The 25,282-nt window shown below is 43.7% G+C and carries 21 protein-coding genes, 1 tRNA gene, 1 rRNA gene and 2 pseudogenes; 14 read left to right on the top strand and 11 right to left on the bottom strand.

Annotation, left to right across the window (positions count from 1 at the left end; all coding sequences use genetic code 11):
• Positions 1–36: 36 nt before the first annotated feature.
• Positions 37–762, top strand: coding sequence for a 1-acylglycerol-3-phosphate O-acyltransferase (locus A3712_RS04925; RefSeq protein WP_063522555.1), 726 nt, complete (start codon positions 37–39; stop codon positions 760–762).
• A 108-nt stretch (positions 763–870) separates the two neighbouring features.
• On the opposite strand, the gene A3712_RS04920 is transcribed toward A3712_RS04925, so the two are convergent.
• The 5 genes from A3712_RS04920 to arcA form a co-directional block, all read right to left on the bottom strand.
• Complete coding sequence (locus tag A3712_RS04920; RefSeq protein WP_063522554.1) at positions 871–1,260, bottom strand: RidA family protein; 390 nt, start codon at positions 1,258–1,260, stop codon at positions 871–873.
• A gap of 135 nt (positions 1,261–1,395) precedes the next feature.
• Complete coding sequence (gene pyrI, locus A3712_RS04915; protein WP_063522553.1) at positions 1,396–1,857, bottom strand: aspartate carbamoyltransferase regulatory subunit; 462 nt, start codon at positions 1,855–1,857, stop codon at positions 1,396–1,398.
• A gap of 12 nt (positions 1,858–1,869) precedes the next feature.
• Positions 1,870–2,799 (bottom strand): aspartate carbamoyltransferase, encoded by a 930-nt coding sequence (pyrB, locus tag A3712_RS04910; protein ID WP_063522552.1) that lies wholly within the window; start codon positions 2,797–2,799, stop codon positions 1,870–1,872.
• Between the two features lie 269 nt (positions 2,800–3,068).
• Positions 3,069–4,070, bottom strand: coding sequence for an ornithine carbamoyltransferase (locus A3712_RS04905; RefSeq protein ID WP_063522551.1), 1,002 nt, complete (start codon positions 4,068–4,070; stop codon positions 3,069–3,071).
• A gap of 156 nt (positions 4,071–4,226) precedes the next feature.
• The gene (gene arcA / locus A3712_RS04900; protein ID WP_063522550.1) at positions 4,227–5,447 is read right to left on the bottom strand and encodes an arginine deiminase; all 1,221 of its coding nucleotides are present in this window, start codon (positions 5,445–5,447) and stop codon (positions 4,227–4,229) included.
• Positions 5,448–6,023: 576 nt separating this feature from the next.
• Between arcA and rraB the strand changes: the two genes are divergently transcribed.
• Both rraB and A3712_RS04890 read left to right on the top strand, forming a co-directional pair.
• Positions 6,024–6,440, top strand: a complete 417-nt coding sequence (rraB, locus tag A3712_RS04895) for a ribonuclease E inhibitor RraB (protein ID WP_004738675.1) — start codon at positions 6,024–6,026, stop codon at positions 6,438–6,440.
• 124 nt (positions 6,441–6,564) lie between these two features.
• Entirely contained in the window at positions 6,565–7,359 is a 795-nt protein-coding gene (locus A3712_RS04890) for a glycosyl hydrolase 2 galactose-binding domain-containing protein (protein ID WP_063522549.1), read from the top strand.
• An 8-nt stretch (positions 7,360–7,367) separates the two neighbouring features.
• Here A3712_RS04890 and A3712_RS04885 read toward each other — a convergent pair whose 3' ends face one another.
• Both A3712_RS04885 and A3712_RS04880 read right to left on the bottom strand, forming a co-directional pair.
• Positions 7,368–8,273 (bottom strand): bifunctional helix-turn-helix transcriptional regulator/GNAT family N-acetyltransferase, encoded by a 906-nt coding sequence (locus A3712_RS04885; RefSeq protein ID WP_063522548.1) that lies wholly within the window; start codon positions 8,271–8,273, stop codon positions 7,368–7,370.
• 121 nt (positions 8,274–8,394) lie between these two features.
• Positions 8,395–8,793, bottom strand: a complete 399-nt coding sequence (locus A3712_RS04880; RefSeq protein WP_063522547.1) for a DUF2061 domain-containing protein — start codon at positions 8,791–8,793, stop codon at positions 8,395–8,397.
• A 332-nt stretch (positions 8,794–9,125) separates the two neighbouring features.
• On the opposite strand from A3712_RS04880, the gene A3712_RS04875 reads away from it, so the two are divergent.
• Entirely contained in the window at positions 9,126–10,298 is a 1,173-nt protein-coding gene (locus A3712_RS04875) for a YjgN family protein (RefSeq protein WP_063522546.1), read from the top strand.
• Positions 10,298–11,299 (top strand): M48 family metallopeptidase, encoded by a 1,002-nt coding sequence (locus tag A3712_RS04870; protein ID WP_063522545.1) that lies wholly within the window; start codon positions 10,298–10,300, stop codon positions 11,297–11,299. Before A3712_RS04875 ends, A3712_RS04870 begins: the two co-directional genes overlap by 1 nt.
• An 81-nt stretch (positions 11,300–11,380) precedes the next feature.
• Here the strand turns inward: A3712_RS04870 and A3712_RS04865 are convergent, their stop codons facing one another.
• The 3 genes from A3712_RS04865 to pepA all read right to left on the bottom strand — a co-directional run bounded on the left by A3712_RS04865 (position 11,381) and on the right by pepA (position 16,426).
• The gene (locus tag A3712_RS04865) at positions 11,381–14,254 is read right to left on the bottom strand and encodes a valine--tRNA ligase (RefSeq protein WP_063522544.1); all 2,874 of its coding nucleotides are present in this window, start codon (positions 14,252–14,254) and stop codon (positions 11,381–11,383) included.
• Positions 14,255–14,356: 102 nt separating this feature from the next.
• The gene (locus A3712_RS04860) at positions 14,357–14,806 is read right to left on the bottom strand and encodes a DNA polymerase III subunit chi (protein WP_004738668.1); all 450 of its coding nucleotides are present in this window, start codon (positions 14,804–14,806) and stop codon (positions 14,357–14,359) included.
• Positions 14,807–14,905: 99 nt separating this feature from the next.
• Entirely contained in the window at positions 14,906–16,426 is a 1,521-nt protein-coding gene (gene pepA / locus A3712_RS04855; protein WP_004738667.1) for a leucyl aminopeptidase, read from the bottom strand.
• A 192-nt stretch (positions 16,427–16,618) separates the two neighbouring features.
• Between pepA and lptF the strand changes: the two genes are divergently transcribed.
• Both lptF and lptG read left to right on the top strand, forming a co-directional pair.
• On the top strand, positions 16,619–17,719 hold the full coding sequence (gene lptF, locus A3712_RS04850) for an LPS export ABC transporter permease LptF (protein ID WP_063522543.1): 1,101 nt from the start codon (positions 16,619–16,621) through the stop codon (positions 17,717–17,719).
• A gap of 3 nt (positions 17,720–17,722) precedes the next feature.
• Complete coding sequence (gene lptG, locus A3712_RS04845) at positions 17,723–18,793, top strand: LPS export ABC transporter permease LptG (RefSeq protein ID WP_063522542.1); 1,071 nt, start codon at positions 17,723–17,725, stop codon at positions 18,791–18,793.
• A gap of 59 nt (positions 18,794–18,852) precedes the next feature.
• Here lptG and A3712_RS04840 read toward each other — a convergent pair whose 3' ends face one another.
• Positions 18,853–19,329, bottom strand: a complete 477-nt coding sequence (locus A3712_RS04840; protein WP_004738663.1) for an RDD family protein — start codon at positions 19,327–19,329, stop codon at positions 18,853–18,855.
• 194 nt (positions 19,330–19,523) lie between these two features.
• On the opposite strand from A3712_RS04840, the gene A3712_RS04835 reads away from it, so the two are divergent.
• From A3712_RS04835 to A3712_RS04805, 7 genes and pseudogenes are all read left to right on the top strand, one after another.
• A tRNA-Leu gene (locus tag A3712_RS04835) sits at positions 19,524–19,608 on the top strand.
• An 835-nt stretch (positions 19,609–20,443) separates the two neighbouring features.
• A pseudogene (locus A3712_RS28815) lies at positions 20,444–20,599 on the top strand (hypothetical protein); the annotation flags it as partial.
• Between the two features lie 284 nt (positions 20,600–20,883).
• Positions 20,884–21,234, top strand: a complete 351-nt coding sequence (locus A3712_RS28810) for an IS66 family transposase (RefSeq protein ID WP_443083576.1) — start codon at positions 20,884–20,886, stop codon at positions 21,232–21,234.
• Positions 21,235–21,947: 713 nt separating this feature from the next.
• Positions 21,948–22,151 (top strand): hypothetical protein, encoded by a 204-nt coding sequence (locus A3712_RS04825; RefSeq protein WP_063522541.1) that lies wholly within the window; start codon positions 21,948–21,950, stop codon positions 22,149–22,151.
• Positions 22,152–22,971: 820 nt separating this feature from the next.
• Positions 22,972–23,379 (top strand): VOC family protein, encoded by a 408-nt coding sequence (locus A3712_RS04815; protein ID WP_063522539.1) that lies wholly within the window; start codon positions 22,972–22,974, stop codon positions 23,377–23,379.
• A gap of 79 nt (positions 23,380–23,458) precedes the next feature.
• A pseudogene (locus tag A3712_RS04810) lies at positions 23,459–24,612 on the top strand (HD-GYP domain-containing protein).
• 555 nt (positions 24,613–25,167) lie between these two features.
• Positions 25,168–25,282 (top strand): 16S ribosomal RNA (locus A3712_RS04805); the annotation flags it as partial.

Below are 25,282 nucleotides of genomic sequence, written 5' to 3'. Positions count from 1 at the left end.
AATAGGTGGGTGAGCTTTGCGGTTGTGAGGAACAAAATGATAGCAATATTACGTATTTTCGCATTGGCGATATTTGCGATTCTTATGTTTGTATTCGGCTGTGGCTACTGTCTACTTAGCCCACGTAACCCGAAGCACGTATTTACCTTTGGTCGTTACTTTGGTCGTATGTCGAAAGTGTTTGGTATCAAGCTAGAGCTACGTATCCCTGAAGATGCATACTCTCGTGGCCAACATGTTTATGTTGCGAACCATCAGAATAACTGGGACCTGTTCACGGTATCATCGGCTGTGACACCCAAAGTGGTAACAGTTGGTAAGAAAAGTCTAGCGTGGATGCCTCTGTTTGGTCAGCTTTATTGGTTGACGGGTAATATCCTAATTGACCGTGCAAACCGCAGCAAAGCGGTTGGTACGATCGATCAAGTAGTTGATAACCTGAAAGACAGTGATGTTTCGGTATGGATGTTCCCTGAAGGAACGCGTTCACGAGGCCGTGGTCTGTTGCCGTTTAAAACTGGTGCTTTCCATGCTGCAATTGGTGCAGGCTTACCAATTATCCCTATCGTATGTAGTTCTACAGGTGGCGTTAAGCTGAACCGTTGGAACAATGGCCACGTGATTGTGGAAATGCTAGACCCAATTAATACTGAAGGCTACGACAAGTCGAACGTTCGTGAATTGGCAAACCTAACTCGTGAACAGATGGCGGCTAAGTTGGAAGAGCTAGACAAAGAAGTGATTGAGCTTAATAAGAAGTAGCTTAAACGCAGAAAACGAATAATAAAAAAGGTTGCCTAGTTGGCAACCTTTTTTGTATCTCATCAGTGCTTAGTTCAGAACTAAGCCACTGACTAAATAGAGTGAAGTCTATTTACGAACTGCAATAGCTTCGATCTCGATACCAACATCTTTTGGTAGACGAGCTACTTCAACACATGAACGTGCAGGGTAGTTTGCAACGCCGTGCTCATCAAAGAATTTACCGTAAACTTCGTTTACTGTGCCGAAGTCGTTTAGGTCTTTAACGAATACAGTTAGCTTAACGATGTCTTTTACAGTCAGGCCAGAAGCCTCTACAACCGCTTTTACGTTGTCTAGAGATTGGCGTGCTTGCTCTGCGATATTAGCAGATACTTCACCAGTTGCTGGGTTTACTGGGATTTGACCAGAAGTCAGTACCATGTTGCCAAGGTCAACGCCTTGGACGTATGGGCCGATTGCAGCTGGAGCCGATTCTGTGTGAAGTACTTTTGTCATTGGTTTATTCCATCAGTTATTAGATAAAAATCGTTTTTCAGTTTGCCTACAAACCGTGGCTAGGTAAAGCGCAAAATACCCCGCACGGGCGAGGTATTTCATGGTTTTTACATTTATTGCGTGCTACGCGAAAGCTTATCTTTCGGTCACGATCTCGCGAGAGAAGACTTTTTCGCAGTACTTACATTTCAGGCGAATGTCTTCATTCTTTTCAAAGATCTGAAAGCTGCTTTCAACCGGCTCGTTGTGAGTAATACAGTTGGTGTTTGGACACTCAAACACATCGTTGATTTGTTCAGGCAGTTCAAGCGCTAGCTTCTTAACCACTTCGTAATCTTCGATTTGGTTTACCGTCGCATGAGGTGCGTAAAGTGCTAACTTGTTTGCTTGCTCTTCGGTAATAAACACATTTTCAATCTTCAGCAAATCTTTGTCTCCAAGTGCTGAAGAAGGCAGATTCAAACCAATAGTGACACGTTGATGAGAGTTGTGCATATCAAACAGTTTTAGGACCTTGATCCCGATGTTTGCTGGGATATGGTCGATAACGGTACCGTTCTTGATTGCTTCAACTTTTAATTGAGTCTCTTTAGACATGATATCTCTCCTCTACAGCGTTTCGTTAAGAACAAGGGCTAGTAATGCTTCACGCGCGTAAACACCATTTTCAGCTTGCTGGAAGTAGTAGGCGTAAGATGTTTTGTCGACATCGACAGTGATTTCATCAACACGAGGAAGTGGGTGCAGGACCTTCAAGTTATCACGTGCATTTTCTAATAGAGCAGCCGTTAGGATGTAGGCTGACTTGATGTGTGCGTATTCCGACTCATCAAAGCGTTCTTTCTGTACGCGAGTCATGTATAGAACATCCAGCTCTGGAATCACATCTTCCATGTCGGTCAGTAGTTGGTATTTGATGCCAGCTTCGTCAAGCTCTTCACAGATGTAATCAGGCATAGCCAATGCTTCTGGCGCTACAAAGTAGAAACAGATGTTATCGAACTTAGCCAGTGCTTGAGTGAGGGAGTGAACTGTACGGCCGTATTTAAGGTCACCAACGAATGCCACATTAAGGTTGTCTAGGCGGCCTTGTGTTTCCGCGATAGAGAATAGATCAAGCAGAGTCTGTGTTGGGTGTTGGTTAGCACCATCACCAGCGTTGATTACTGGGACACCGTTAGAGAACTCAGACGCTAGGCGCGCAGCACCTTCTTGAGGGTGACGCATTACGTAAGCATCAACGTATGAAGAGATAACCTGTACTGAGTCTGCTAGCGTTTCGCCCTTTTTAGCAAGTGAGGTGTTACCGCCGCTGTCGAAACCAATCACATCACCACCGATGCGTTGAATCGCAGTTTCAAAAGAGAGGCGAGTTCGTGTTGAAGGTTCGAAGAAGCAGCTCGCCACAACTTTGTTCTTGATAAGTTCTGGGTTTGGTTCAGCTTTAAGCTGACCAGCCGTTTGAACAATTAATTCTAGCTCTTCACGAGAAAGCTCTGGAATTGAGATGATGTGCTTTTTATAGAGCGAATTCGCCATGATCTTCTTCCCCACAATAATGTATTGGCCACAAAAAAGCCCCCCATAATGGGAGGCTTTAAAAAAGTGCTGAAAAGCAGAATAGACCGCCTGGCAAGCATGCTAGCTTGCGAGCAATATTAGGTGTTTTCACAATTTTATTATGTGTGATCACAATATTGGTTGGCGTCATTTTCACTACTCTCAGACAAATTGCCGAGAATTATACGCTTTCAACTTGTGAGCGCAAGCGATTACATCAAGCTTTTGTTTACTTTCACTATTCTCAATTAACCGAGTGTTGCGACCATAACGGCTTTGATGGTGTGCATGCGATTTTCCGCTTCGTCAAACACGATAGAGTAGTCAGATTCAAACACTTCATCCGTCACTTCCAAACCGTTCATACCATATTTGTCAGCTACTTGCTGACCGATAACGGTCTCATTATTGTGGAAAGCGGGTAAGCAATGCATGAATTTCACTTGAGGGTTGCCCGTCAGCTTAATCACATCCATATTCACTTGATATGGTCTCATCACTGCCACACGTTCATCCCAAATTTCTGGCGCTTCGCCCATCGATACCCAAACATCGGTGTAGAGGAAGTCACAGCCTTTTACGCCTTCAGCAACGTCCTCAGTCAGCGTGATTTTAGCGCCGGTACTTTGCGCGATAGCTTGGCACTCTTCGACAAGTTGTTCTTCTGGCCAGAAGGCTTTTGGCGCGACAAGACGAATATCCATGCCCATCTTGGCAGCTCCTACTAATAGAGAGTTACCCATATTGTTACGAGCATCACCCAGATAAGTAAAGCTGATTTGATGCAGCAGTTTACCGCGACCATGTTCGAGCATGGTCAGGAAGTCAGCCAAGATCTGAGTTGGGTGAAATTCATCAGTAAGGCCATTCCACACTGGGACACCAGCATAAGCGCCAAGGTCTTCGACGATGCTCTGACCAAAGCCACGGTACTCGATGCCATCGTACATACGGCCTAATACGCGTGCAGTATCTTTCATTGATTCTTTTGTACCGATCTGAGAGCCCGAAGGGCCCAGGTAAGATACTTGAGCGCCTTGATCAAAAGCGGCGACTTCAAACGCACATCGAGTTCGTGTTGATGCCTTTTCAAAGATCAAAGCGATGTTTTTACCAGTAAGTTTCTTCTGCTCAGTGCCTGCATACTTAGCTTTTTTTAGGTCAGCTGACAGGTCGAGTAAAAACTGAATCTCTTTAGGAGTAAAGTCGAGTAGTTTTAGAAAGTTACGATTGCGAAGATTGAAGACCATCTTTCGCTCCTTGCGTATATAGAATCAATGAAGAACTTAGTTAAACATAAAAATGCTATATTTGTGAATATTTATTTTATTCTCTCATGAAAAAGGCCAGTACAATAGTACTGGCCTAGTTGAGTTATTGTATTTTTACGCTAATGAGTTATCTGCTTAGATACCGTCTCTTTCAATAGGGCAGCTCATACAGCGAGCGCCACCACGGCCACGCCCCAGTTCATTGCCAGGAATCGTTAGAACTTCGATACCTGCTTTGTCGTACTTCTCGTTAGTGTAAACATTACGCTCGTAACCGATAACCGTGCCTGGTTTCACGGTGAGTACGTTGTTGGCGTCATTCCACTGCTCACGTTCAGCTTCGTAGTTGTCACCACCTGTGGTGATGATCTTAAGCTGATCAAGTCCCAGCGCACCTTCAATCGCTGACAGGTAGTTTTCCGCTTTCTCTACACGCATCTCACCATTCTCTTTTGGTGTTAGACGCCATGTGTCTAAATCTTTACGAACGATTTCTGGGTAAACAGAGAATGTATCGATATCCATGTGTGTCATTACCGTATCAAGGTGCATGCATGAACGGTGCTTCGGTAAATCGATAGCGATCACTTCTTTAGCTTGCCCTGACTTAAATAGGCTCGCCGCTAAGTTCTCAACACCTTGTGGCTTGGTTCGCTCAGAAATACCGATAAGTACCGCGCCTTTACCAATAACCAGTACGTCGCCGCCTTCAATGTTGGCGTTGTCGTAATGAAGGTCCTCATCGCCAAAGTACTTAATGAAGTCTTGTCCTGCAAACACTGGGTGCCAGCGATAGATAGCACGCAGGTGGTTTGTCTCACGTTGACGTGCTGGCTTCATCATTGGGTTTAGCGACACACCGCCATAAACCCAGCACGAAGTATCACGTGTAAATAAGTGGTTCGGAAGTGGCTCGATAACGAAATCTAGTGGGCGATGCATTTTAGGAAGCATCGATGATGATTTGATAGGAAGCTCTGAATACGCCAAACCACCTAGTAAGATTGTTGCTAGGTGCTCATTATCCATTTGAGCAAGATAGTTTCTTAGGTCACGGGCAAAAGTAGGCCCATAACGGAAATCTGAGATTTGAGTGTTTAGCAGCCATTCGCGAGCTTGAGGTACGGCAAGTGTCTCTACCAATAAATTGTGCAGTAGCAGCACTTCTACGTCTTGATTACGTAGTGTCTCTGCAAAGGCATCGTGTTCTTCACCAGCAGCTTCCACAGCCAACACATCATCAAATAGAAGGTCATGGCAGTTAGAAGGGGTGAGGTGGGTGAGTGCTCTTTCAGGTCGATTTAGGAGAACTCGTCTTAATTGACCTACTTCGGAGCCAACGTACAGCTTACTCATTTTGCATCCTTACTTTTAATCCAGCGTCTATTTATGACAAGCTTGATCGTAATATGCAAGTTTTAGATTTCGTGTAAAAGTGAAGTATTTTTGAAATTATCCGAGCTAAAAACCATTTTTAAATAGAAAATAGGTGTTAAATTCTAATTGAGTGCGTTTGGCATGGAACAACATTTTTGCGGATCTATGCTCTATCTGCGGTCTGCTTGAAATCTATTTTGCTTATTATTAATGATTTTTTATTCACTATTATGCACTTTTTGAAAGCAACTTGAGGTTTTATGCATCTCAAAACCGGTTCATCGTATGCATTTACCATGACTAAGCACGCAATTTCTATTTGATATATTCAAAAGTGACAATAGAGACGAAATGCTGAAATAGTCACCAGTTAATAAAATGTTGAAAATTTGTTTCTGTGATTTTGATTTCACTTTTGAATTGATATTACCTCCGCTATCTAGCGATAAACTTATCTTTCTAGGCCTGATCTGGGTGGCTTTTCTGGACGATCCGTGCCATATTTCGTGGCAATCAAATTTGATCTTTTCATAGTCAACACTCTGGAGCAGACACATGTCTCACGAAGATGAATATCTATCAGTAGCGGAATTAATTGAATTTCAAAAGGAAGAGACTCGCGACATCATTGAAGCACTAATTGAAGATGGTAGCGATCCTGAAGCTCTATACGATATCGAGCATCACCTATTTGCTGAAGATTTCGAAGTGCTTGAGAAAGCCGTTGTTGAAGCATTCAAAATGGGTTTTGAAGTACTTGAAGCTGAAGAGACAGAAGACGAAGATGGCAATAAGTTGCTTTGTTGTGATGCGACTATGCAGTCAGCTCTAGATGCAGAAGCGATCGATGCGCAAGTTGAAAAGCTTGTAAACCTTGCAGAGAAATTCGACATTATTTACGATGGTTGGGGCACTTACTACGAAGGTGAAGATGCTATCTACCCTGAAGAAGATGATGAAGGCGAAGAGTAGTTTCTTCCCAGTTTGAAAAATGCCAGCCTCGAGCTGGCATTTTTTTATCCTTAGAAAAATAAATGTCTTTAAATGCATTCATTCATTATAATGCGGTCAAAATTGATCTGGCTCAAGGAATGATATGCGGTTACTTCTAGATGGTCTTTGGCAAATTTCGCCACTGACGGATCTTTCTATTCCACAAGATGACATGACCTTTCCGGCTCCGTTGAGTTCAAAGCTCCCTGATACCTTGAGTGAAGAGCAAATCGCAGAGCAAGAGTGGCATTTAATGCATGACATTGAAGTCGATGATGCGATGCTGGCTTGCCCCTTTGTTGAGCTAGTCGTTTCGGGTGTTGATTATTTTGCTGAAGTGCGACTTAATGGTGTAGCAGTCTTTGATTGTGATGGCAGCCAAGAAGAGTACCGTAAAGACATTCGCCCTTACATGCAGCCAGGTCGAAATCGCTTTGAGATCCTGTTTCTTGAAGAAGAGGAAGGGTTGTTGCTAGAAGAAGATATGGATGAGCCATTATCTTCGCCAACCATTGCTAAATCAGACTCTCGAATGGGTATTTGGCAAGCTCCTTATCTGCAGTTTGTTCGCAATGTGAAGCTGGACCAAGTTGTCACTGAGCAGATCTGGCACCACGGCGGTGGTTGTGAGTTTAAAGTGGATGTAATCTACCAGACGCTCAAAGCAGGGCTGGTATCGGCATCAATTAAGTTCGATGGTATGACGCTGGTGATGCCGATAGATGTGCGTGCAGAACACACTGGCGTTGTATTCCAAGTTGAAGCACCGATTGTCTTTAATGTTGATAAGCCCAACCCTAAGCATTTATATCAATTAGAAGTTGAGCTCGATGGGCAAAAAGAGAGCTCTTTTGTTGCCCTCAATCCTGCGTCTTGTGTGAGTAATTTTCTACGCTAGAAGCTGCACTATAGCACTTTGGCCATGACTACTTCACAAGCGTCGTGGCCTGTTTCTCCCCAAGCACTCTCTAGATGCTCAAAGCCTAATGCTTCATAAAGTTTAATCGCAGCTCCCAAACACTCTGTTGTCTCTAAGTACATTTGTTGATAACCCATTTGTTTGGCAAGCTTTAAACTTAAAGCGACGATGCGTTTTGCCAGCCCTTGTCCGCGAGTCTGTTTTAAGAAGTACATCTTTTGTAGCTCACATACGTCTGGTCGGCCTGCTAGTGGGGCAAAGCCGCCGCCGCCTACAACCTCACCTTGATACTCAATCACCCAGTACATCGCATTTTGTTGGCTATACACAGAGTACATGTCATCAAGTGTTGGGTCAGACACACCATAGCCTTTGTCTGCGGTTAGGCCATGTTCGGCAGAGACTTCTCGAATGACATCGGCAACTTGTTCGTTGTCAGCTTGAGTGAGTGGGCGTAATACAAACTTGTCAGATTGGCAGACTTTAGTTAGCCCTTTGAGGTAAACCTCTAACCCAAGCTTTAACTGCTGCTGCTCATCCTGGCTCAGGCCTTCTAGCATATTGTCGAAGAAAGCGTTTTGTTGTAGGTCGAGCTTGGACAGTACCAGCTGTCCTTGAGTGGTGAGTGTGACCTTTTGACTGCGTTTGTCATTCGGATTCTCGATACTGTCGGTCAACTTTAACTTGTTTAGCCCTGCGACAGTACGACTGGCATTCGACTTGTCGACATTCAACCGTTGTGCAAGTTGGTTGATCGTCAGCGGTTGGATCTGGATTTCTCCTAATGCATGAGCCTGGACTGGTGTTAGGGAGATCTCACCACATTGCTTATCGAGCATACCCAGTAAGCGAACGGCTTGGCGGGAGTAGTGTCTTAGCTGTCGAGTATTCATCATCACTTACCTTGTATCTCGAAATAAAGTTGTGAACCACAACTAATATAATTGCGGTTCGCAACATTATCAATGGTGAGAACTCGTTAGCTATAAAATGGAGGAGGTAACTCGATCTATGTTAAGCATGTTGGTGAGCGCAAAATTGTGGTGCTTGAGCGTCTGATTTACGTAACCACACTTTCTCATGGAAGTAGTACGCGACTGTATTTAGAGCGGGCTCTAGCATCGCCATCACACCACCTACAAAGGCATCGCCAGTCAGCAAGTAGACTACGGTAAAAGCGACACTGAAGTGGATGGTCGCAAAGCTTGCGGTTTTTAATTTGGTCATCCACTGACGAGCTTTAAGCACTGGAACTTGAGCCCACGCCTTTTCATGAAAATAGAAGGCGACCGTATTTACAGAGGGCTCAATCATGGCAATTAAGCTACCAATTAAGATGTCGCCTGTTAGTACGTAAGCGACACTAAATGCGATAGTAAAATGTAATGCAGCAAAGGTTAGTGTCTTTTTCATGATAATTACTCAATCGTTGTGTTGTTTCGATAAAGCTATTATTGAGAGTTATTATCATTAAATAAAATGGGAAGTTAATATTGTTTTGATAGGTAGAAACTATCAAAGAAGAACGAGCAGAAGGTGTCCTAAAAATAGTATGCGTTTATTAGTGGTAAACACATCATTAATCCTTATTTCAATCGTTGCAACCATTTTCAATAACTATGATAGCTTCCTTTGATTTATTAATTCAGCTGATTGATCAGCATGGCGTGTTTCTATAGCGTGCTCTCTCCCAATGCGCACTTAGATGTACATGGTTTAATGATAAATGTTAGATGGAGTAAAAAATGGAAACCAAAGGGTTAGAAACTAAAGTTCTCTTTAGTGGCAAAGGTAAAGAGTACTTTGGCATATGGATAGTCAATATCCTGCTATCAGTGATTACGCTTGGGATTTATTCAGCGTGGGCCAAAGTACGTAATAAGCGCTACTTCTACGGTCATACATCGATAGCTGGTGATAGCTTCGAGTACCATGGACAGCCAATGCAGATTCTTAAAGGCCGTGCTATCGCGCTTGTTTGTGTATTAGTGTGGTCGATTGCAGAACAGTTTTCTCCTGAGCTTTCTTTGGGATTAATCGCGGCTTTTGTTCTGCTGCTACCTTTACTTGCTCGCAGCAATGCACGCTTTGACGCGGCAATGACGAGCTTCCGCAATGTGCACTTTTCGTTTTACGGCACAGTTGCTGGTGCGTACTGGTCGATTCTAGGTCGTGGCATGCTTGCCATGCTTGGTTTTGTTGCAGCTATTGCTGCCGGGTTCTTCACCATGAGTCTTAATATGACCGCTGGTGTAGCAGCCATCCTTATACTCTTACCTGCTTATGTCTACCTGCAGGCTTGGTCTTTGGTTGGTATGGCTAATTATTTCTCGAATGGCTACCGCTATGGTGAGTGCCAATTTAGCGCAGATTACAAAAACGCGTTTTACTTCAAGACCTATATGATCGCGACGATAGCGTGGCTTGTTATCACTGCAGTTTTAGTCGCAGCTTTCTTTATGATGGCTGGTGTTAATCTAATGAGTAACCCAGAATCGTACCTTGATCTCATGGGACATAGTGAACTAGCCGTTATCATGATTGGCTACTACTTCGGTTTCATTGCTATCGGTCTAGCCGTAGGCGCGTATTTGAAAGTGCGTGTTCGAAACTACACATTCTTGCAACTGGTTCTTCAATCTAGCGAAGCTGAGAGTGAGCCTAAGTTTACTTTTGCTTCGACTCTGACGGTTAAGGGTTACGTTAGCTTGGTTGTGGTTAACTTCTTACTGCAAGTCGTTACGCTAGGTATTGCTCGTCCTTGGGTTATGGTAAGAACGATGAACTATTTAGCAAACAATACCTCTATTTACGGCGATCTCGACTTGCTGGTAGCTACTGATCAAGACTCTAATGTGAAGTCAGCGGTTTCTGATGAGGTTGCACAAGCCTTTGATGTCGATCTTGGTATTGGCTAATGCTATCCGGTGTCGCTCATCCGCCTCGCAGTTCTGAACGCTGTGAGGCAACATTAGAGATATCGCTCAACGGTATATTGGTGATTAATGCCTACAATCAACGCAGTTCGGCCAACGTTGCTGATGTGAAAATCAATGTCGGTGTTGGTTCAACGCCAAGTAAGATCGCATTTCCTGACGGCTGGCTGTTTGTGGCGAAACCGAGTGATGAACTGACGGCGTTTTTAAACCAGCATGGTCAGCACGATTGGATGGGTAAGCTAGAAAAGAATGTTACGGCGATTCTGCTATCTTGTATCGTTATATTGACGTTGACCATTGGAATATTCACTCACGGCATCCCTTGGCTAACAAATAAAATGGTCACTTACCTTCCTGACTCAGCATCAATGATGGTAGAGGATAGGGTGTTAGTCTCTCTGGATGAGCAATTGTTTGAGCCATCGAACTTAACACTGTCTCAGCAAACTATGATCCGCCAGCGTTTTGAAAGTCATTTGAGAGCGATCGGTATTGATGAGGACGTCCGTTTGCTGTTTCGCTCCTCTGAGCTCGGTGCCAATGCTTTTGCCTTGAGCCACAGTACCATCATCGTGCTTGATGATTTGGTAGCGCTAACGGAAACTGAGCAGCAATTGGATAGTATCCTAATGCATGAGTTGGGACATATTGAGCAACAACACGTCATGAAAGCGATTGTTCGCTCTAGCTTGCTTTCACTCTCTGTCGCAATGTTGACAGGTGAGAGCGCAGGTGTGATCGATAACTTAGCTGGAGTCGGGGTTTTCGTCGCCAATAATGGTCAGTCGCAACAGGCAGAACGAGAAGCGGATAGGTTTGCGTCGGATTTAATGTGGCAGATACACGGCACCAATCAGCCTATGATTGAGATGTTTGAGTTGTTACAAGAGAGCTCTGAAAATGAGGCTGAAATACCTGCGTGGTTAAGCACCCATCCAGAGTTAACCGAGCGTATAGGTTCACTAAAAAGTGCTCATTAGCGATAAACGACAAGATCAAAAAAGGGCAGAATTATCTGCCCTTTTTATATGCTCGAGTTGGCAAGCTAATTAGCTAACCAATTACAGGGCAGCGATAGTCGCTTTCTGTTCTTCAAGCTTCGCTAGTGTCTCTTGGTAGCCAACTAGCTTCTCACGCTCTTTCGCGATAACCGCTTCAGGAGCTTTAGCAACGAAACCTTCGTTACCTAGCTTGCCTTCGATACGCTTGATCTCGCCGTGCGTTTTCTTCACTTCTTTATCAAGACGAGCAAGTTCTGCATCTTTGTCGATAAGACCTGCCATTGGGATCATCAGCTCAGATTGACCCACTAGCTTAGTCGCACATGCTGGCGTCTTAGCATCGTCTGTAAGAACTGTTAGGCTATCTAGCTTAGCAAGAGAGTTAAGAACTACCTTGTTCGCTTCGATACGCGCCGCGTCTTTCTCGTTAGCAACTTTGAGCATCACTTCTAGACCTTTGCTAGGTGCAATGTCGTATTCCGCACGTAGGTTACGGATAGCCGTGATGAAAGTCTTAACCCATTCGATGTCTTCTACGATCTCAGCGTTGAAGTTCTCTTCGTTAAACTGAGGAAGCGCTTGAAGCATGATAGTTTCACCTTCAACACCGTCTACTAGCGGCTTAACGCTCTGCCAGATAGATTCAGTGATGTAAGGAAGCACTGGGTGAGCAAGACGTAGTGTCTTCTCTAGAACAGTGATCAGCATGTAGCGAGTCGCTTGTTGCTGAGCTTCTGTACCTTTCCATAGAACTGGCTTAGTTAGCTCTAGGTACCAGTCACAGAATTGGTTCCAGATGAATTCGTAAAGCGTGTTTGCTGCCATGTCTAGACGGTAGTTGTCTAGGTGAGCATTAAACTCTTTCGCTGCTAGCTCAAACTGAGATTCAATCCACTTATCTGCTAGAGAGAATTCCATGTTTTCACGGTCTTCTGCAGATAGTGACATGCCACAATCGTGCTCTTCTGTGTTCATCAGTACGTAACGGCTTGCGTTCCATAGTTTGTTACAGAAGTTACGGTAACCTTCAAGACGCTTCATGTCCCAGTTGATGTCACGGCCAGTAGAAGCCATAGCAGCAAGAGTGAAACGCAGTGCATCAGTACCGTATGGTTCGATACCGTTTTCGAAAGTCTTACGAGTGTTCTTCTCGATCTTCTTCGCTAGTTGAGGCTGCATCATGTTGCCACAACGCTTCTCAACTAGAGACTCAAGGTCGATACCATCGATCATGTCGATAGGGTCAAGAACGTTACCTTTAGACTTAGACATCTTGTCGCCGTTTTCGTCACGGATTAGGCCGGTAACATAAACTGTCTTGAATGGTACTTGTGCTTTACCATTTTCATCTTTGTTGAAGTGCATGGTCATCATGATCATACGTGCAACCCAGAAGAAGATGATGTCGAAGCCTGTTACTAGAACATCTGAAGGGTGGAATGTCTTCAGGTCTTCAGTTTGTTCAGGCCAGCCTTGAGTACCGAACGTCCAAAGAGCAGAAGAGAACCATGTGTCAAGTACGTCGTCGTCTTGGCGAAGAACAATGACTGGTGCAAGGTTGTTGTTCGTACGTACTTCTTCTTCAGTACGGCCTACGTATACATTGCCATCGTTATCGTACCATGCAGGGATACGGTGCCCCCACCAAAGCTGACGAGAGATACACCAGTCTTGAATGTCGCGCATCCAAGAGAAGTACATGTTTTCGTACTGCTTAGGAACGAATTGGATTTCACCATCTTCAACTGCTTTAACTGCAGGCTCAGCAAGAGGTGCCGCGCGCACGTACCATTGGTCAGTTAGCATTGGTTCGATAACTACACCACCACGGTCACCGTAAGGTACCGTTAGATCATGATCTTTGATTTCATCAAGAAGACCTAGTTCTTCAAATTCAGCAACGATCGCTTTACGTGCAGCAAAACGCTCCATGCCGTGGTACTTAGCTGGAAGTTTTGTAGAGTAAACATCGCTAGCTTCACCGTTTGTAGTGAAGACTTCAGCCGCATCACGAATGTCTGCGTTGAAGGTTAGGATGTTGATCATTGGTAGGTTATTACGTTTACCAACTTCGTAGTCATTGAAGTCGTGTGCAGGCGTGATCTTCACACAACCTGTGCCTTTTTCCATATCTGCGTGCTCATCGCCTACGATAGGGATTAAACGGTTAACGATAGGAAGTAGGATCTCTTTACCAATAAGATCTTTGTAACGTGGATCTTCTGGGTTTACTGCAACACCAGTATCGCCAAGCATGGTTTCTGGACGAGTTGTCGCAACAACAATGTAGTCTTTACCTTCAGCGGTTTTCACACCGTCTGCTAGTGGGTAGCGGAAGTGCCACATGTGGCCTTTTTTGTCTTTGTTTTCAACTTCAAGATCAGAAATTGCTGTGTGCAGTTTAGGATCCCAGTTTACTAGACGCTTACCACGGTAGATTAGGTCATCTTCGTATAGGCGAACAAACACTTCTTGAACAGCGTTAGACAGGCCATCATCCATAGTGAAACGCTCACGGTCCCAGTCTACCGATGCGCCTAGACGACGAAGTTGCTTAGTGATTGTGCCACCAGATTCGTTTTTCCATTCCCAGATCTTGTCGATGAAAGCGTCACGGCCGTAATCGTGCTTAGTTTTGCCTTCTTCTGCCGCGATCTTACGCTCAACAACCATTTGAGTTGCGATACCTGCGTGGTCAGTACCCACTTGCCAAAGCGTGTTCTTACCTTTCATACGCTCAGCACGGATTAGAGTATCCATGATAGTGTCTTGGAACGCGTGACCCATGTGTAGGCTACCAGTGACGTTCGGTGGCGGGATCATGATGCTGTAAGCTTCTTTTGATGTGTCACCGTGTGGCTTAAAGTAGCCTTTCTCTTCCCAAGTCTGATACAGAGCTTGTTCGATTGATGTTGGGTTGTATGTCTTTTCCATAGTGCTCTTAAACGGATACTGTGAATGGTTAATCGTGGTCAAACTTCATAAGTGAAGCTTCTTGAATCTAAATTCAAAGATAGCTTTATCTATGAGGTTTGACTATGGATGTTGAATCTCGATAGTCTGCAGCTGATATCCAGCCTGACGGTAAATTTTATACCTTTCTCGAGCGAGTTGCTTAGCTTTTTCTTCGCAAGGGACGAAGTCTATCACCTGAGCAAAGGCGTTCGCAAAGGTTGTATGATTATCGGCCAGATTAATTACTAGCTGACGATTCCAATTGTGCTTTACACCTTGGTAGCCAATCTCAATGTTGGTTGAATACTTCGGGCCTTCGCCAACCAAGTTATGCGCAATAAATTCACTGGGCTCGACTTGCCAGAAAACTTCTGCGATACGTTCGGCATGGGCTTTGTCATTACAGTTGAGATAAAGTTTAGCGCCTTGTTTTGCAAAGTGCTGAGCAAGAAACAGCACATAGTTAGCGAAACCTTCTTCACTTGCTTGTGGGCTGTCTGATGACACTATGTAAAACGTAGCTGTTTGCATACTGAATACTCGAACTGAAAATCGTGGCTATTTATCTTGCTTGGTCAACAGACCCTAACAAATACCGCTTATTAAAAAAGGGCCCGTAGGCCCTTCTTATTATTTTGAAGATTGCTCTTCAGTCTCTTGGCCGCTGCGGTTCAATAAGAATTGGACTAGCATTGAGACAGGACGACCTGTCGAGCCTTTTGCTGCGCCAGATTTCCAAGCTGTACCTGCGATATCTAGGTGAGCCCAGTGGTATTTCTTAGTGAACTTAGACAGGAAGCAACCAGCAGTGATAGTACCGCCTGGGCGGCCGCCGATGTTCGCCATATCTGCGAATGGGCTGTTTAGCTGCTCATGGTACTCGTCTGCCATTGGTAGACGCCATGCACGGTCACTTGCTTGCTCAGAAGCATTCACAAGTTCGTGAGACAGTGGGTTGTGGTTCGATAGAACGCCACTGATGTGGTGACCTAGAGCAATAACACATGCGCCTGTTAGTGTTGCAACGTCAACCACACAATCTGGTTCGAAACGCTCAACGTAAGTTAGCGCATCACAAAGAACCAAGCGACCTTCAGCATCAGTGTTTAACACTTCAACTGTTTGGCCTGACATCGTCGTTAGGATGTCTCCTGGGCGGTAAGCATTACTACCTGGCATGTTTTCACAACCAGCAAGAATACCCACAACGTTGATTGGCAGGTTCAGTTTAGCTAGCGCTTTCATAGTACCGAATACAGACGCAGCGCCACACATGTCGTACTTCATCTCATCCATACCTTCTCCAGGCTTAAGTGAGATACCGCCTGAATCAAACGTTAGGCCTTTACCAACAAGTACAATCGGTTTTGCATCAGAATCTGGTGCGCCCTTGTACTCCATGATAGACATCATAGATTCGTTCTTTGAACCACGACCAACCGCTAGGTAAGAGGTCATGCCCAGTTTTTCCATCTCTTCTTCGCCGATGATCTTAGTCGTTACGGTTTCGAAGTCGTCAGCTAGGCGACGAGCTTGAGATGCAAGGTATGCTGGGTTAGCGATGTTTGGTGGCATGTTGCCAAGGTCTTTAGATGCTTTCACACCTGAAGCAATCGCAAGACCGTGAGCAATCGCTTTTTCACCTAGGCTCAGTTCACGACGTGTTGGTACGTTGAATACCAATTTACGTAGTGGGCGACGAGTCTCTGGCTTGTTGCTCTTGAATTGGTCAAATGTGTAAAGACCATCTTTAGTCGCTTCTACCGCTTGACGAACTTTCCAGTAAGTATCGCGGCCTTTAACGTGCAGTTCTGTTAGGAAACATACTGCTTCCATAGAACCTGTTTCGTTTAGTGTGCTGATGGTTTTCTGAATAATTTCTTTGTATTGACGTTCGCCTAGCTCACGCTCTTTACCACAGCCTACAAGTAGAACACGTTCTGAAAGTACACCAGGTACTTGATGCAGTAGTAGCATCTGACCAGGTTTACCCTCTAGGTCACCGCGACGAAGCAGTGAACTAATGTAGCCATCACTAATCTTATCTAATTGCTCGGCTACTGGAGAAAGACGGCGCGGTTCGAACACACCGACAACGATACATGCGCTGCGTTGTTTCTCTGGGCTGCCACTTTTTACACTGAACTCCATGCGTACTCCTACATCCTGAAGACAAATCGAACTAAATGTTAGATAATGAGTTCTTACTTGTTGGATCCTATAATGGAACTAACCTTAAAGAAGAACGCTAACACTTAGCTTAAAATTTAAAAAAATAAAAGGTTCAACGGGAAATTATAGTGATTCAATCAAAAAAACAAGTTTTGTATAGGTAATTTGAGCGTGATTATTGTTAGATATTTGATCCGCGAGACAATCAAGAGCCAATTTGCGATCTTTTTTGTTCTCTTTCTCGTGTTTCTCAGCCAAAAATTCATCAGTGTGTTAGCGGACGCCTCTGATGGTGCTATCCCTGCGAGTCTAATCTTGTCTATCGTTAGCCTTAATATGCCTGCGATGGGCTTATTGATGCTTCCGCTTAGCATCTATATTGGTATTTTGCTTACTTTTGGGCGTCTTTACGCTGAAAGTGAAATAGTGGTCATGAACGCGACCGGCATCGGTAACAAATTCCTGATTCAATCGGCGCTGTACTTAGCTTTGATTACCGCATCGGCTGCCGCTTTTAACTCATTCTGGTTATCCCCTTGGTCGCAAGACAAGGTTGAACAGATGTATGAGGAAGTGGCAGCAGAGAACAGTGTTGATTTGCTACCAAAGGGGAAGTTTGAAGGAACGCCAGACGGTTCGTCTGTGGTGTTCATCGATGATATCGACGGAAATAAGCTAGAAAACGTGTTCGTTGCTCAAATGCGTCCACGTGATTCTGTACTTCCAAGTGTTATGTATTCGAAGTCGGGCGATGTAAAAGAGCTCAGCGACGGTCGCCAAGTTATCGTGATGTACGATGGTACTCGTCATGAAGGTGTCCCAACTCGTCTTGATTATATGGTGACACACTTCGAAGAGTATGAAGGCTTGATTGGCCAGCGAGAAGTGGAGAAGAAAGGTCGTGATTGGGAAGCGATTCCGACACTTGATCTTGTCGGTAATCCAAACAACAGCGCAAAAGCTGAATTGCAATGGCGAATTTCATTGGTACTCTGTATTCCGTTGTTGACCATGCTTGTTGTGCCACTCTCGGCGGTAAACCCAAGACAGGGACGCTTCGCTAAGATTGGTCCTGCAATTTTGATTTACCTGACCTACTTTTTGGCAATCAGTGCAACCAAATCAGCAATAGAAGAGGGTAGTATCCCTGCAGTAGTCGGCATGTGGCCAATCAATGCTTTGTTGTTAATTGTCGCGATTGGTGCAAACTTTATGGATAGCGTGCCAGTAAGGCGTTTGAAAGAAAAATTCAAGAATAAGAGGTTGGCTTAAGCCGTGTTTAAGATTCTCGATTTATATATAGGCAGAACCATCATCGCAACCACATCACTGGTATTGGTGACGTTTGTTGGCCTCTCAGGGATCATCAAATATGTAGAGCAGCTAAGAAAAGTGGGGCGTGGTACCTACGATCTGCTCCAAGCTCTGTACTTTGTTTTATTAAGTATCCCACGTGATATCGAAATGTTTTTCCCAATGGCAGCCTTGCTTGGTGCATTGATCGGATTGGGTATGCTTGCGGCGAGCTCTGAGCTGGTCGTCATGCAGGCGGCGGGTTTCTCTAAGTTAGATATCGGTTTGTCGGTACTTAAAACTGCGATTCCATTAATGATAGTGGTGACGCTATTAGGACAATGGGGGGCACCTCAAGCGCAAAAGATGGCTCGTGACTTAAGAACTATATCGATTGCAGGAGGGAATATCATCTCCACGCAAAGCGGTGTCTGGGCTCGAGATGCCAATGATTTCATCTTTATTGTCAAAATCGATGATGACAAGCTATACGGTATGAACATGTGGCGTTTTGATGAAAACAAGGTTCTGAAAACCGCTATCTATTCTGAAGAAGTGGATTACGTTGGAGACAATGTTTGGACGATGAAAGATGTTGTCGTCACTTCGTTTGAAAATGAACTGCAGATAACAAAAGAGAATTTGCCAACATATACTTGGAAAACATCACTCGCTCCAGACAAGCTTGCGATCGTGACGGTTAAACCAGAAGAACTGTCATTAAGTGGTTTGTATGATTACGTATCTTATCTGAAAGCGTCAGAACAAGATGCCGCTCGTTATGAACTGGCATTGTGGAGAAAGATAACTCAGCCTATCTCTATCGCAGTGATGATGTTGATGGCGCTGTCATTTATTTTTGGTCCACTGCGTAGTGTGACGATGGGTGCAAGAATCCTATCTGGTGTTATCGCAGGCTTTACCTTCTATATATCCAGTGAGTTCTTTGGCCCAGTGAGTTTGGTGTATCAGATACCACCGGCCTTTGGTGCAATAGCACCGAGCGTGGTATTCCTCGGAATAGCTGTGATGCTCTTGAGGCGGAAGCTATAATGAAAAAGGAAGGCATAACGCCTTCCTTTTTTGATCTTAGTTGAAGCTGTTTAGAAACATTAACGTGCTTGAGGCAACACAACCACTTCTGTTTTCGCCCAGATATCGTGAAAGCCACGCTTTTGAGGATCTAAGGGAACGCACAGATTGGCTAGACCAAAACCAGAAGTTCCTAAGCGAATAAGAGCTTGAGTGACAGTAATCGCAGAGCCATCTTTGTTCTGGACGCGAAGCTTCCACGCTCTCATTCCCAGAGTTTGACCAGCTCGAGTCCAGAAGAACACAAAGAAGTAAACCCAAACCGCCACTAGATAAAATGTGTAAACCGGGCTCCAGATAGGGTGGTTGGTTAGGAAGTCACTGACATCAGCATAACCACTATGGTCAAAAATGCCAAGAGCCATAAGCGCATGCAGTAAAGCGATAATGACGCCAGCTGCCATCATTTCAATAGCGATTACGATAAGGGCGTCATAGAACAAAGCACCGAATCGGCGCATCATTCCAGCTGGTGGCAATGTGTTGGTGGATGTCATGGTGTTATTACTTCTTCAAAAATTTAGGCGTCAGAATATAGTTTAAGGCTGAACGTGAAAAGAGACATGACGCACAGCTTATGACTTAGTGGCGAAATTATCGGCAAACACACGTGAATTCAAGTTTTTATACTTGCCACATCAGCTTGCATACGTATAATGCCAAACATCGAAAGGGCAATGCCCACGATAATGCCGGTATGGTGAAATTGGTATACACGACGGATTCAAAATCCGTTGCCTTCGGGCGTGGCGGTTCAAGTCCGCCTACCGGTACCATATTTAAATGACAAAGCCTCGACGAAAGTCGGGGCTTTGTTATATCTCGGCTAATCAAAAGCTTAGCTTAGTTTTCCTTTTCTGTTATCTACACTTTTCCCCCTCAATAGACTCACTTTATCAACCTTGAATTTTCTTCCATGGTGCATCTATGGTTCATCACATGTCGATTCTGTGCTCAAGGGAATCCTAGTAAATCCAATAAATGCAAACTTCTGCAATCTTGCAAGCCAGTATTACCAAAGGCTGTGGAGTCAGAGAATCATGGTACGATCATGGTGACTTTACGGTGCTATGAATTTGTAATGTGATTCTGGTTTGCATAGAAGATCGTTTTGATAGAGTATCGTTAAGCCTTTTATCATGGGTGGTATTGGGTTGTGTGTTACTAGCGCGCTGGAGATATACATTAGTAATTAATCCCACAAGTATGTGTTCGGTTGCATTTTACGTGATTATGTTCATTATATTTTTTTACTGGCTTTAAGTGAATGGAATTGATTTGAATAAAAGCGATACTTGTTGATGTGGAAAATATAGGTTTAAAGGAGCTTAAGAAGATCAATGCTGAGATTGTCGACAAGGTATTTGTATTTTCGAAATCAGATGCTGTTAAGTTGGTTGTAAGTGTTCACCAAGCCCTATTGACATAAAAGAGTGACCTTACGCATTTGATCCAACTTTTTCTATTGAGTGAACATTCTGGGAAGTCATTATGGTTTCATGACTAAAAAAAGCACCTAAATATTAAGATGCACCACCTAAAGTCTCAGACTTGAATGAGGCTAAGGTACTTATTAATGAGTTCTGGGAACAGCTCTGACATTATGAAGATAAGCTAACCACTAGCTCCAAAAACTCGTCAAATCGCCTCTCATCAGGCAGCCCTAAAGATCGCCATGAGCAAAAAAAGATGAAAGCTCTGGTGGTCGCAATTCGAGAGGAGCTAAAGAAGGCCACACAGAGCATCAACGCAAACTCTCACCTCTAAAAGCAATGGATGTTGTTATCGATTATTTTCCTGAGGCGTGCCCTTGGTTTGCCCAGTCTGATAGCTATTTTTATGGTGGGCCGTACTACCGGCATCAAATCTTTGGTATTCCCAAACCTACGGTCGACATCATTGAATACCGTTTATTTGCTGGTTAATGTCGCCACTGCAAAGAAACAGTGAAAGCTCAAAAACCTGACAATGTCTCACAAAGTATCATCGGGCCTAATCTATTAAGCTACATTGGCGTGCTTGCGGGACAATATCATTCCAGCGTTTGAAAAATCCAATCACTGCTCAAAGAACAGATTGGCACAACCTTTTCGGTCGGTGCGATTATCGAAGCACAAACCAAAGTCGCTTCAATGTTGACTCCATTGCATCAAGCGGTAAAACACGCGTTAAAGAAAACCCCTTTGATTCATACAGACGAAACCTCTCACCATAGAAATGATGAGCAAAGCCTTCGTTGGTGTTGGTTAGTGGTCAGTGATGACCTTGTCTATGAACAAATACTGTATTCATGCTCGATCTCATCAGCGAAAAAGGTCATTGATGAAGACTATACAGGCATTGTGGTTAGCGGCCAGTGCCCAAGCTATAACTGGGTAGCCGCAGACCCTCATCAGTTATAGCTTGGGCGCATGTGAAGCGCAATCTTCAACAAATAGCTGATTATAGTGGCGGTGCCCACACCGCTTATATTGGTAAACACCTTTGTTTACTAACGAACCTCAATCACCTTAACTAATAATGAAGCTGAGCAATGTATTAGAAGTTTTGTCATTCAAAGGAAAATCAGCTTTGGAGCGACCTCAGATGCTGGCGATAAATTCCGTATTTGTATTCATACACTTATCGAAACCTGTAAAAAAACGTGGTTTATCACCAATGTCGGTGTTGAACGATATCATCACATCAGTCGTTGAGAAGAAGCCTTACCCGAACGTCTCTTATCTTTAGGTTGTACCCGCCCATTTTTAATAAATCAAACTATCCCGGTGAACGCTTACCTTTTTATTACTGAATATCAGAGAAAGCAGGCAATATAGCGGCGGTGACTCGTGTTCTCGAGAGCAGTAAGTTGTTACAGCAGCTATAATGTGTGTACCCACGTCATATCAAGATGTTAATTTTAGCGAGATGTGAGAGGCTGGTAGGCATTGCTATACTGCTCTCTCCACTAGAGACGTTGATTTCATTTGGGTACAAATGCCAGTAATTGCTAGTCTGTAGTTAGGGTTATGTGTATAAGCTGGCGAAAGTTATTAGCTTTAGGGCAAGGTAAAAATGGCATTTTACTTTGTCCATCACAAGGCGGTGTGGATTAAAAAAGTAGGAGAGAGCAATGGCAGATGCAAACAACAATACAACTAATTGGCCCGAGTTGGCAGGAGCTTTGTATGACAAGCTTATTGAGCGTCAGGCTGAATTAACGTATGAATTGGACAAGATTGAGATCGGTGTACCTAGTGGCACTGGAGAAAAATCGGATCACGCGACTTGGACTATCAGTGGGAGCATCAGTATTCGAGGTCGAAACTTAGAGTAACATATGCTGAGTATTCATGGAGCGTTAGTCATGGAGGTGGATGACAAAACTATCCACCTTCTTGCCAATGAACAGACAATTACCCTTCACCTAAGTGATCCGACGTTGTTGATAGCGTGCCTTGAACTTGTGCGGGCATTGAAACTCAATTTTCGCTCTTTTATGAGAGGGGTAGGCTCATCGCCATTATTTCGATTGATTATTACAGTGCCTAGTGGTGCCACGATAACAGTCACTGAGCGAACAGGATGGCCTAAACGTTTTCTGCCTCTATCAATTGTGATCACTAATAAACCATATTGGTTAAAGATAATGTCTAAGCTGTGGCAATGTTATCGACGGTGAAGCATCGTAGTGGCTGTTTGCCGGAAAATTGACTGCCGATAACTAAGGTTGTTTCAAGGGATTCAAAATCCGTTGCCTTCGGGCGTGGTGGATCAAGTCTGCCCACTGGTACCATATTGAAGCAACAAAGCCTCGACTTCTGTCGGGGCTTTGTTGCTTCTGGAGTCTGGAAAGCTTGCCTTCGTGTTAGCGGCAGGAATATCTGTCCAATCAAGCCGCCTAAACCGTTACCATATATAGAAAGGTTGCTTTTGTAGCGACCTTTCGTCGTTTTAGGCGTTTGTGAATTTAAAATCCAACGTGTCGGTTTGGATGCAAACTACGAATCAGTTAAATCTTGATGTTTCACTCATAAATCTCATTGATTCCCATCGTGTTAATAACTTTCAATAAATTAATTATATTAAATCAGCCTGTTACCTGTAATTCTTATTTCTATTGTCTATGTTTAAAGTAGCAAATAGAGGAGAAAGATATGCTGACAGTAACACCCTACTTATTTTTCGATGGTCGTTGTGGCGAGGCGTTGGATTTTTATCATAAATGCTTTGGTGGAGTGGTCTTATCGAAACAACTTTTTAGTGATGCTCCACAGGTAATAGAGGGAGCGCAGCCTGATTGGATCATGCATGCTAAATTTGAAGCCTTTGGTATGAAGCTGATGATGTCTGATGGGGTCAAAGCTAAAGAACTTGAAGGGAACAACCTTGCACTTTCTCTTGTTACAGACAACACAGCGACCCAAGAGCAGATCTTTGAAAAACTAACGCAGGGCGGGCGAATTATGACGCCACTTGCAGACACGTTTTGGGGCGCTAGGTTTGGCAAAGTTGAAGATAAGTTCGGTATAAGATGGATGGTACATTGCGATTCTTTAAATTGAACCTGTGAAATAGGATAGTGAAATTGCTGCTTGGTTTTATTAGAACTATAAATAGAGATTATTAATCAGCGCTATATAAATGGGCAGCATAAAGATTACCGTAGATCGCATTCAGCCCGGTCTACATATACGTCTATATAAACCTTAATCAAAGTGATACTTCACCTTTGCCAGTTAACCATGTGGTTGAGTTGGAATCAGGAGATGACGATCAGGTTAGTCTTGAAGCTGAAAAAATGTGGAAAGAAAAGCATGATCGCATTGAAACTTTAAGTTCTTACCGACGCAGAGTGAGTAATTGTGAGAAAGAGTTTGAGCGTTCACTTGCTCGAATGCGTTCAGTCATGACCAAAATTCGCAATCGTCCTTTAGATGCGGTAGGGGAGGTAAAATCCCTCGTTGATGATATTGTCGAAACATTAGTATGTGATGATAACGTCACACTTCACCTAATGAATGGTAAAGCTGACTTTGAAGATATCTACTTCCACACATTAAATGTTGCTGTTGTTGCCATGATGATCGGCAAAGCTAAAGGCTACAACACTCAACAATTGAAAGAGCTCTCTTTTGCTGCGTTATTCCATGACGTGGGCAAAATCAAAATACCTGTTGCTATATTAAGAAAGCAGAGCGCATTGACGGTGCCAGAAGAGAACTACTTAAAGCTCCATACTAAGTATGGTGCGGATATCGTTTCAGGAATAGATGATTTTTCCTGAAACAGCTAAAAAGGTAATTGCTCAGCATCATGAGATGAATGATGGTTCGGGTTACCCAGAAGGCTTAAACGAAGAAGAGATTGATGAGTTTGCCAAGATAGTGGCGGTGGCCAATGCATTCGATAACTTCTGCCATGGCAAAACACAGTCACAGCCAATGATCCCTTATTTATCGCTTTCCCACTTATACAAGAACTGCAAACACCTATATAGGCAAGACAACTTAAGCCTATTGGTTAAGTTTATGGGAGTGTAACCGCCAGGAACAGTGGTCCAGCTCTCCAATGATTCAATTGGTATTGTGATTTCGGTAAATGCCAAGCATATGCTTTATCCTAATGTACTGACCTATGACCCTAGCGTACCCAGAACACAAGCCTCTGTAATCGACCTGCTTGCTAAAGATATCAAGATCGTTAATGCGGTTAACCCCAACAAACTACCTGAACAAGTGAGAGAGTACCTAAACCCCAGGTCTCGATTGTCTTACTTTTTTGATAGTGGTGAGTAGTTATCCACAGGATGTTGTGAGTAATTTGTTCGAAAGTTGGGTCTAAAGTGGTACAAATAAGCCCTTGGTTGAAATGTCTTCGCTTAACCTCTTTTTTCAATAAAAAATGCATTTAATGCTTGCCAATGTGAGAGGCATCTCTATAATGCCGCCTCACTGACACGGCAAGCGCCACAAGGCTTCAGCGAAGAATGTTAGTATAGGCAACTAGCTTTGAGTGATAATTTACTCTTACTTTTAGAAAGCAGAAATTAATTCCAAATAAGTGTTTGACACTGAGAATTAAGTAGCTAGAATGGCCGCCTCTTGCGAAGTGACGTAAGTTACAATGAAGAGAAGCTCTTTAACAATTTAAACCTATCAATCTGTGTGGGCACTCGTTGATGAATATCAAAATTGATTCTTAGGAATCACATTGATTTCAATGAACTGAGTGACCAATCGATAATTTATTATCGGCACAGTCAATTCATTATCATTCTGTTGGAATGGTAATAGCTTTAAAATTACTTTTTGTAGTTTTGAAGTCAGTATTCATTGAGTCACCAAAATCTTAAATTGAAGAGTTTGATCATGGCTCAGATTGAACGCTGGCGGCAGGCCTAACACATGCAAGTCGAGCGGAAACGAGTTAGCTGAACCTTCGGGGAACGATAACGGCGTCGAGCGG

It is taken from the genome of Vibrio sp. HI00D65 (genome assembly GCF_001635455.1).
Lineage (GTDB): Bacteria > Pseudomonadota > Gammaproteobacteria > Enterobacterales > Vibrionaceae > Vibrio.
Note: the sequence above shows the minus strand (reverse complement) of the source record. Positions and strands in the feature narration are given on the sequence as shown.

Excerpts from the sequence above, each read along its gene's own strand:
- A3712_RS04815 (WP_063522539.1), top strand. The coding sequence starts at position 22,972 with ATGCTGACAGTAACACCCTACTTATTTTTCGATGGTCGTTGTGGCGAG.
- rraB (WP_004738675.1), top strand. The coding sequence starts at position 6,024 with ATGTCTCACGAAGATGAATATCTATCAGTAGCGGAATTAATTGAATTT.
- A3712_RS04865 (WP_063522544.1), bottom strand. The coding sequence starts at position 14,254 with ATGGAAAAGACATACAACCCAACATCAATCGAACAAGCTCTGTATCAG.
- arcA (WP_063522550.1), bottom strand. The coding sequence starts at position 5,447 with ATGAGTAAGCTGTACGTTGGCTCCGAAGTAGGTCAATTAAGACGAGTT.
- A3712_RS04875 (WP_063522546.1), top strand. The coding sequence starts at position 9,126 with ATGGAAACCAAAGGGTTAGAAACTAAAGTTCTCTTTAGTGGCAAAGGT.
- A3712_RS04885 (WP_063522548.1), bottom strand. The coding sequence starts at position 8,273 with ATGAATACTCGACAGCTAAGACACTACTCCCGCCAAGCCGTTCGCTTA.
- A3712_RS04905 (WP_063522551.1), bottom strand. The coding sequence starts at position 4,070 with ATGGTCTTCAATCTTCGCAATCGTAACTTTCTAAAACTACTCGACTTT.
- A3712_RS04890 (WP_063522549.1), top strand. The coding sequence starts at position 6,565 with ATGCGGTTACTTCTAGATGGTCTTTGGCAAATTTCGCCACTGACGGAT.
- A3712_RS04880 (WP_063522547.1), bottom strand. The coding sequence starts at position 8,793 with ATGAAAAAGACACTAACCTTTGCTGCATTACATTTTACTATCGCATTT.
- A3712_RS04870 (WP_063522545.1), top strand. The coding sequence starts at position 10,298 with ATGCTATCCGGTGTCGCTCATCCGCCTCGCAGTTCTGAACGCTGTGAG.
- A3712_RS04840 (WP_004738663.1), bottom strand. The coding sequence starts at position 19,329 with ATGACATCCACCAACACATTGCCACCAGCTGGAATGATGCGCCGATTC.
- A3712_RS04825 (WP_063522541.1), top strand. The coding sequence starts at position 21,948 with ATGGCAGATGCAAACAACAATACAACTAATTGGCCCGAGTTGGCAGGA.
- pyrI (WP_063522553.1), bottom strand. The coding sequence starts at position 1,857 with ATGTCTAAAGAGACTCAATTAAAAGTTGAAGCAATCAAGAACGGTACC.
- pyrB (WP_063522552.1), bottom strand. The coding sequence starts at position 2,799 with ATGGCGAATTCGCTCTATAAAAAGCACATCATCTCAATTCCAGAGCTT.
- A3712_RS04860 (WP_004738668.1), bottom strand. The coding sequence starts at position 14,806 with ATGCAAACAGCTACGTTTTACATAGTGTCATCAGACAGCCCACAAGCA.
- A3712_RS04925 (WP_063522555.1), top strand. The coding sequence starts at position 37 with ATGATAGCAATATTACGTATTTTCGCATTGGCGATATTTGCGATTCTT.
- pepA (WP_004738667.1), bottom strand. The coding sequence starts at position 16,426 with ATGGAGTTCAGTGTAAAAAGTGGCAGCCCAGAGAAACAACGCAGCGCA.
- A3712_RS04920 (WP_063522554.1), bottom strand. The coding sequence starts at position 1,260 with ATGACAAAAGTACTTCACACAGAATCGGCTCCAGCTGCAATCGGCCCA.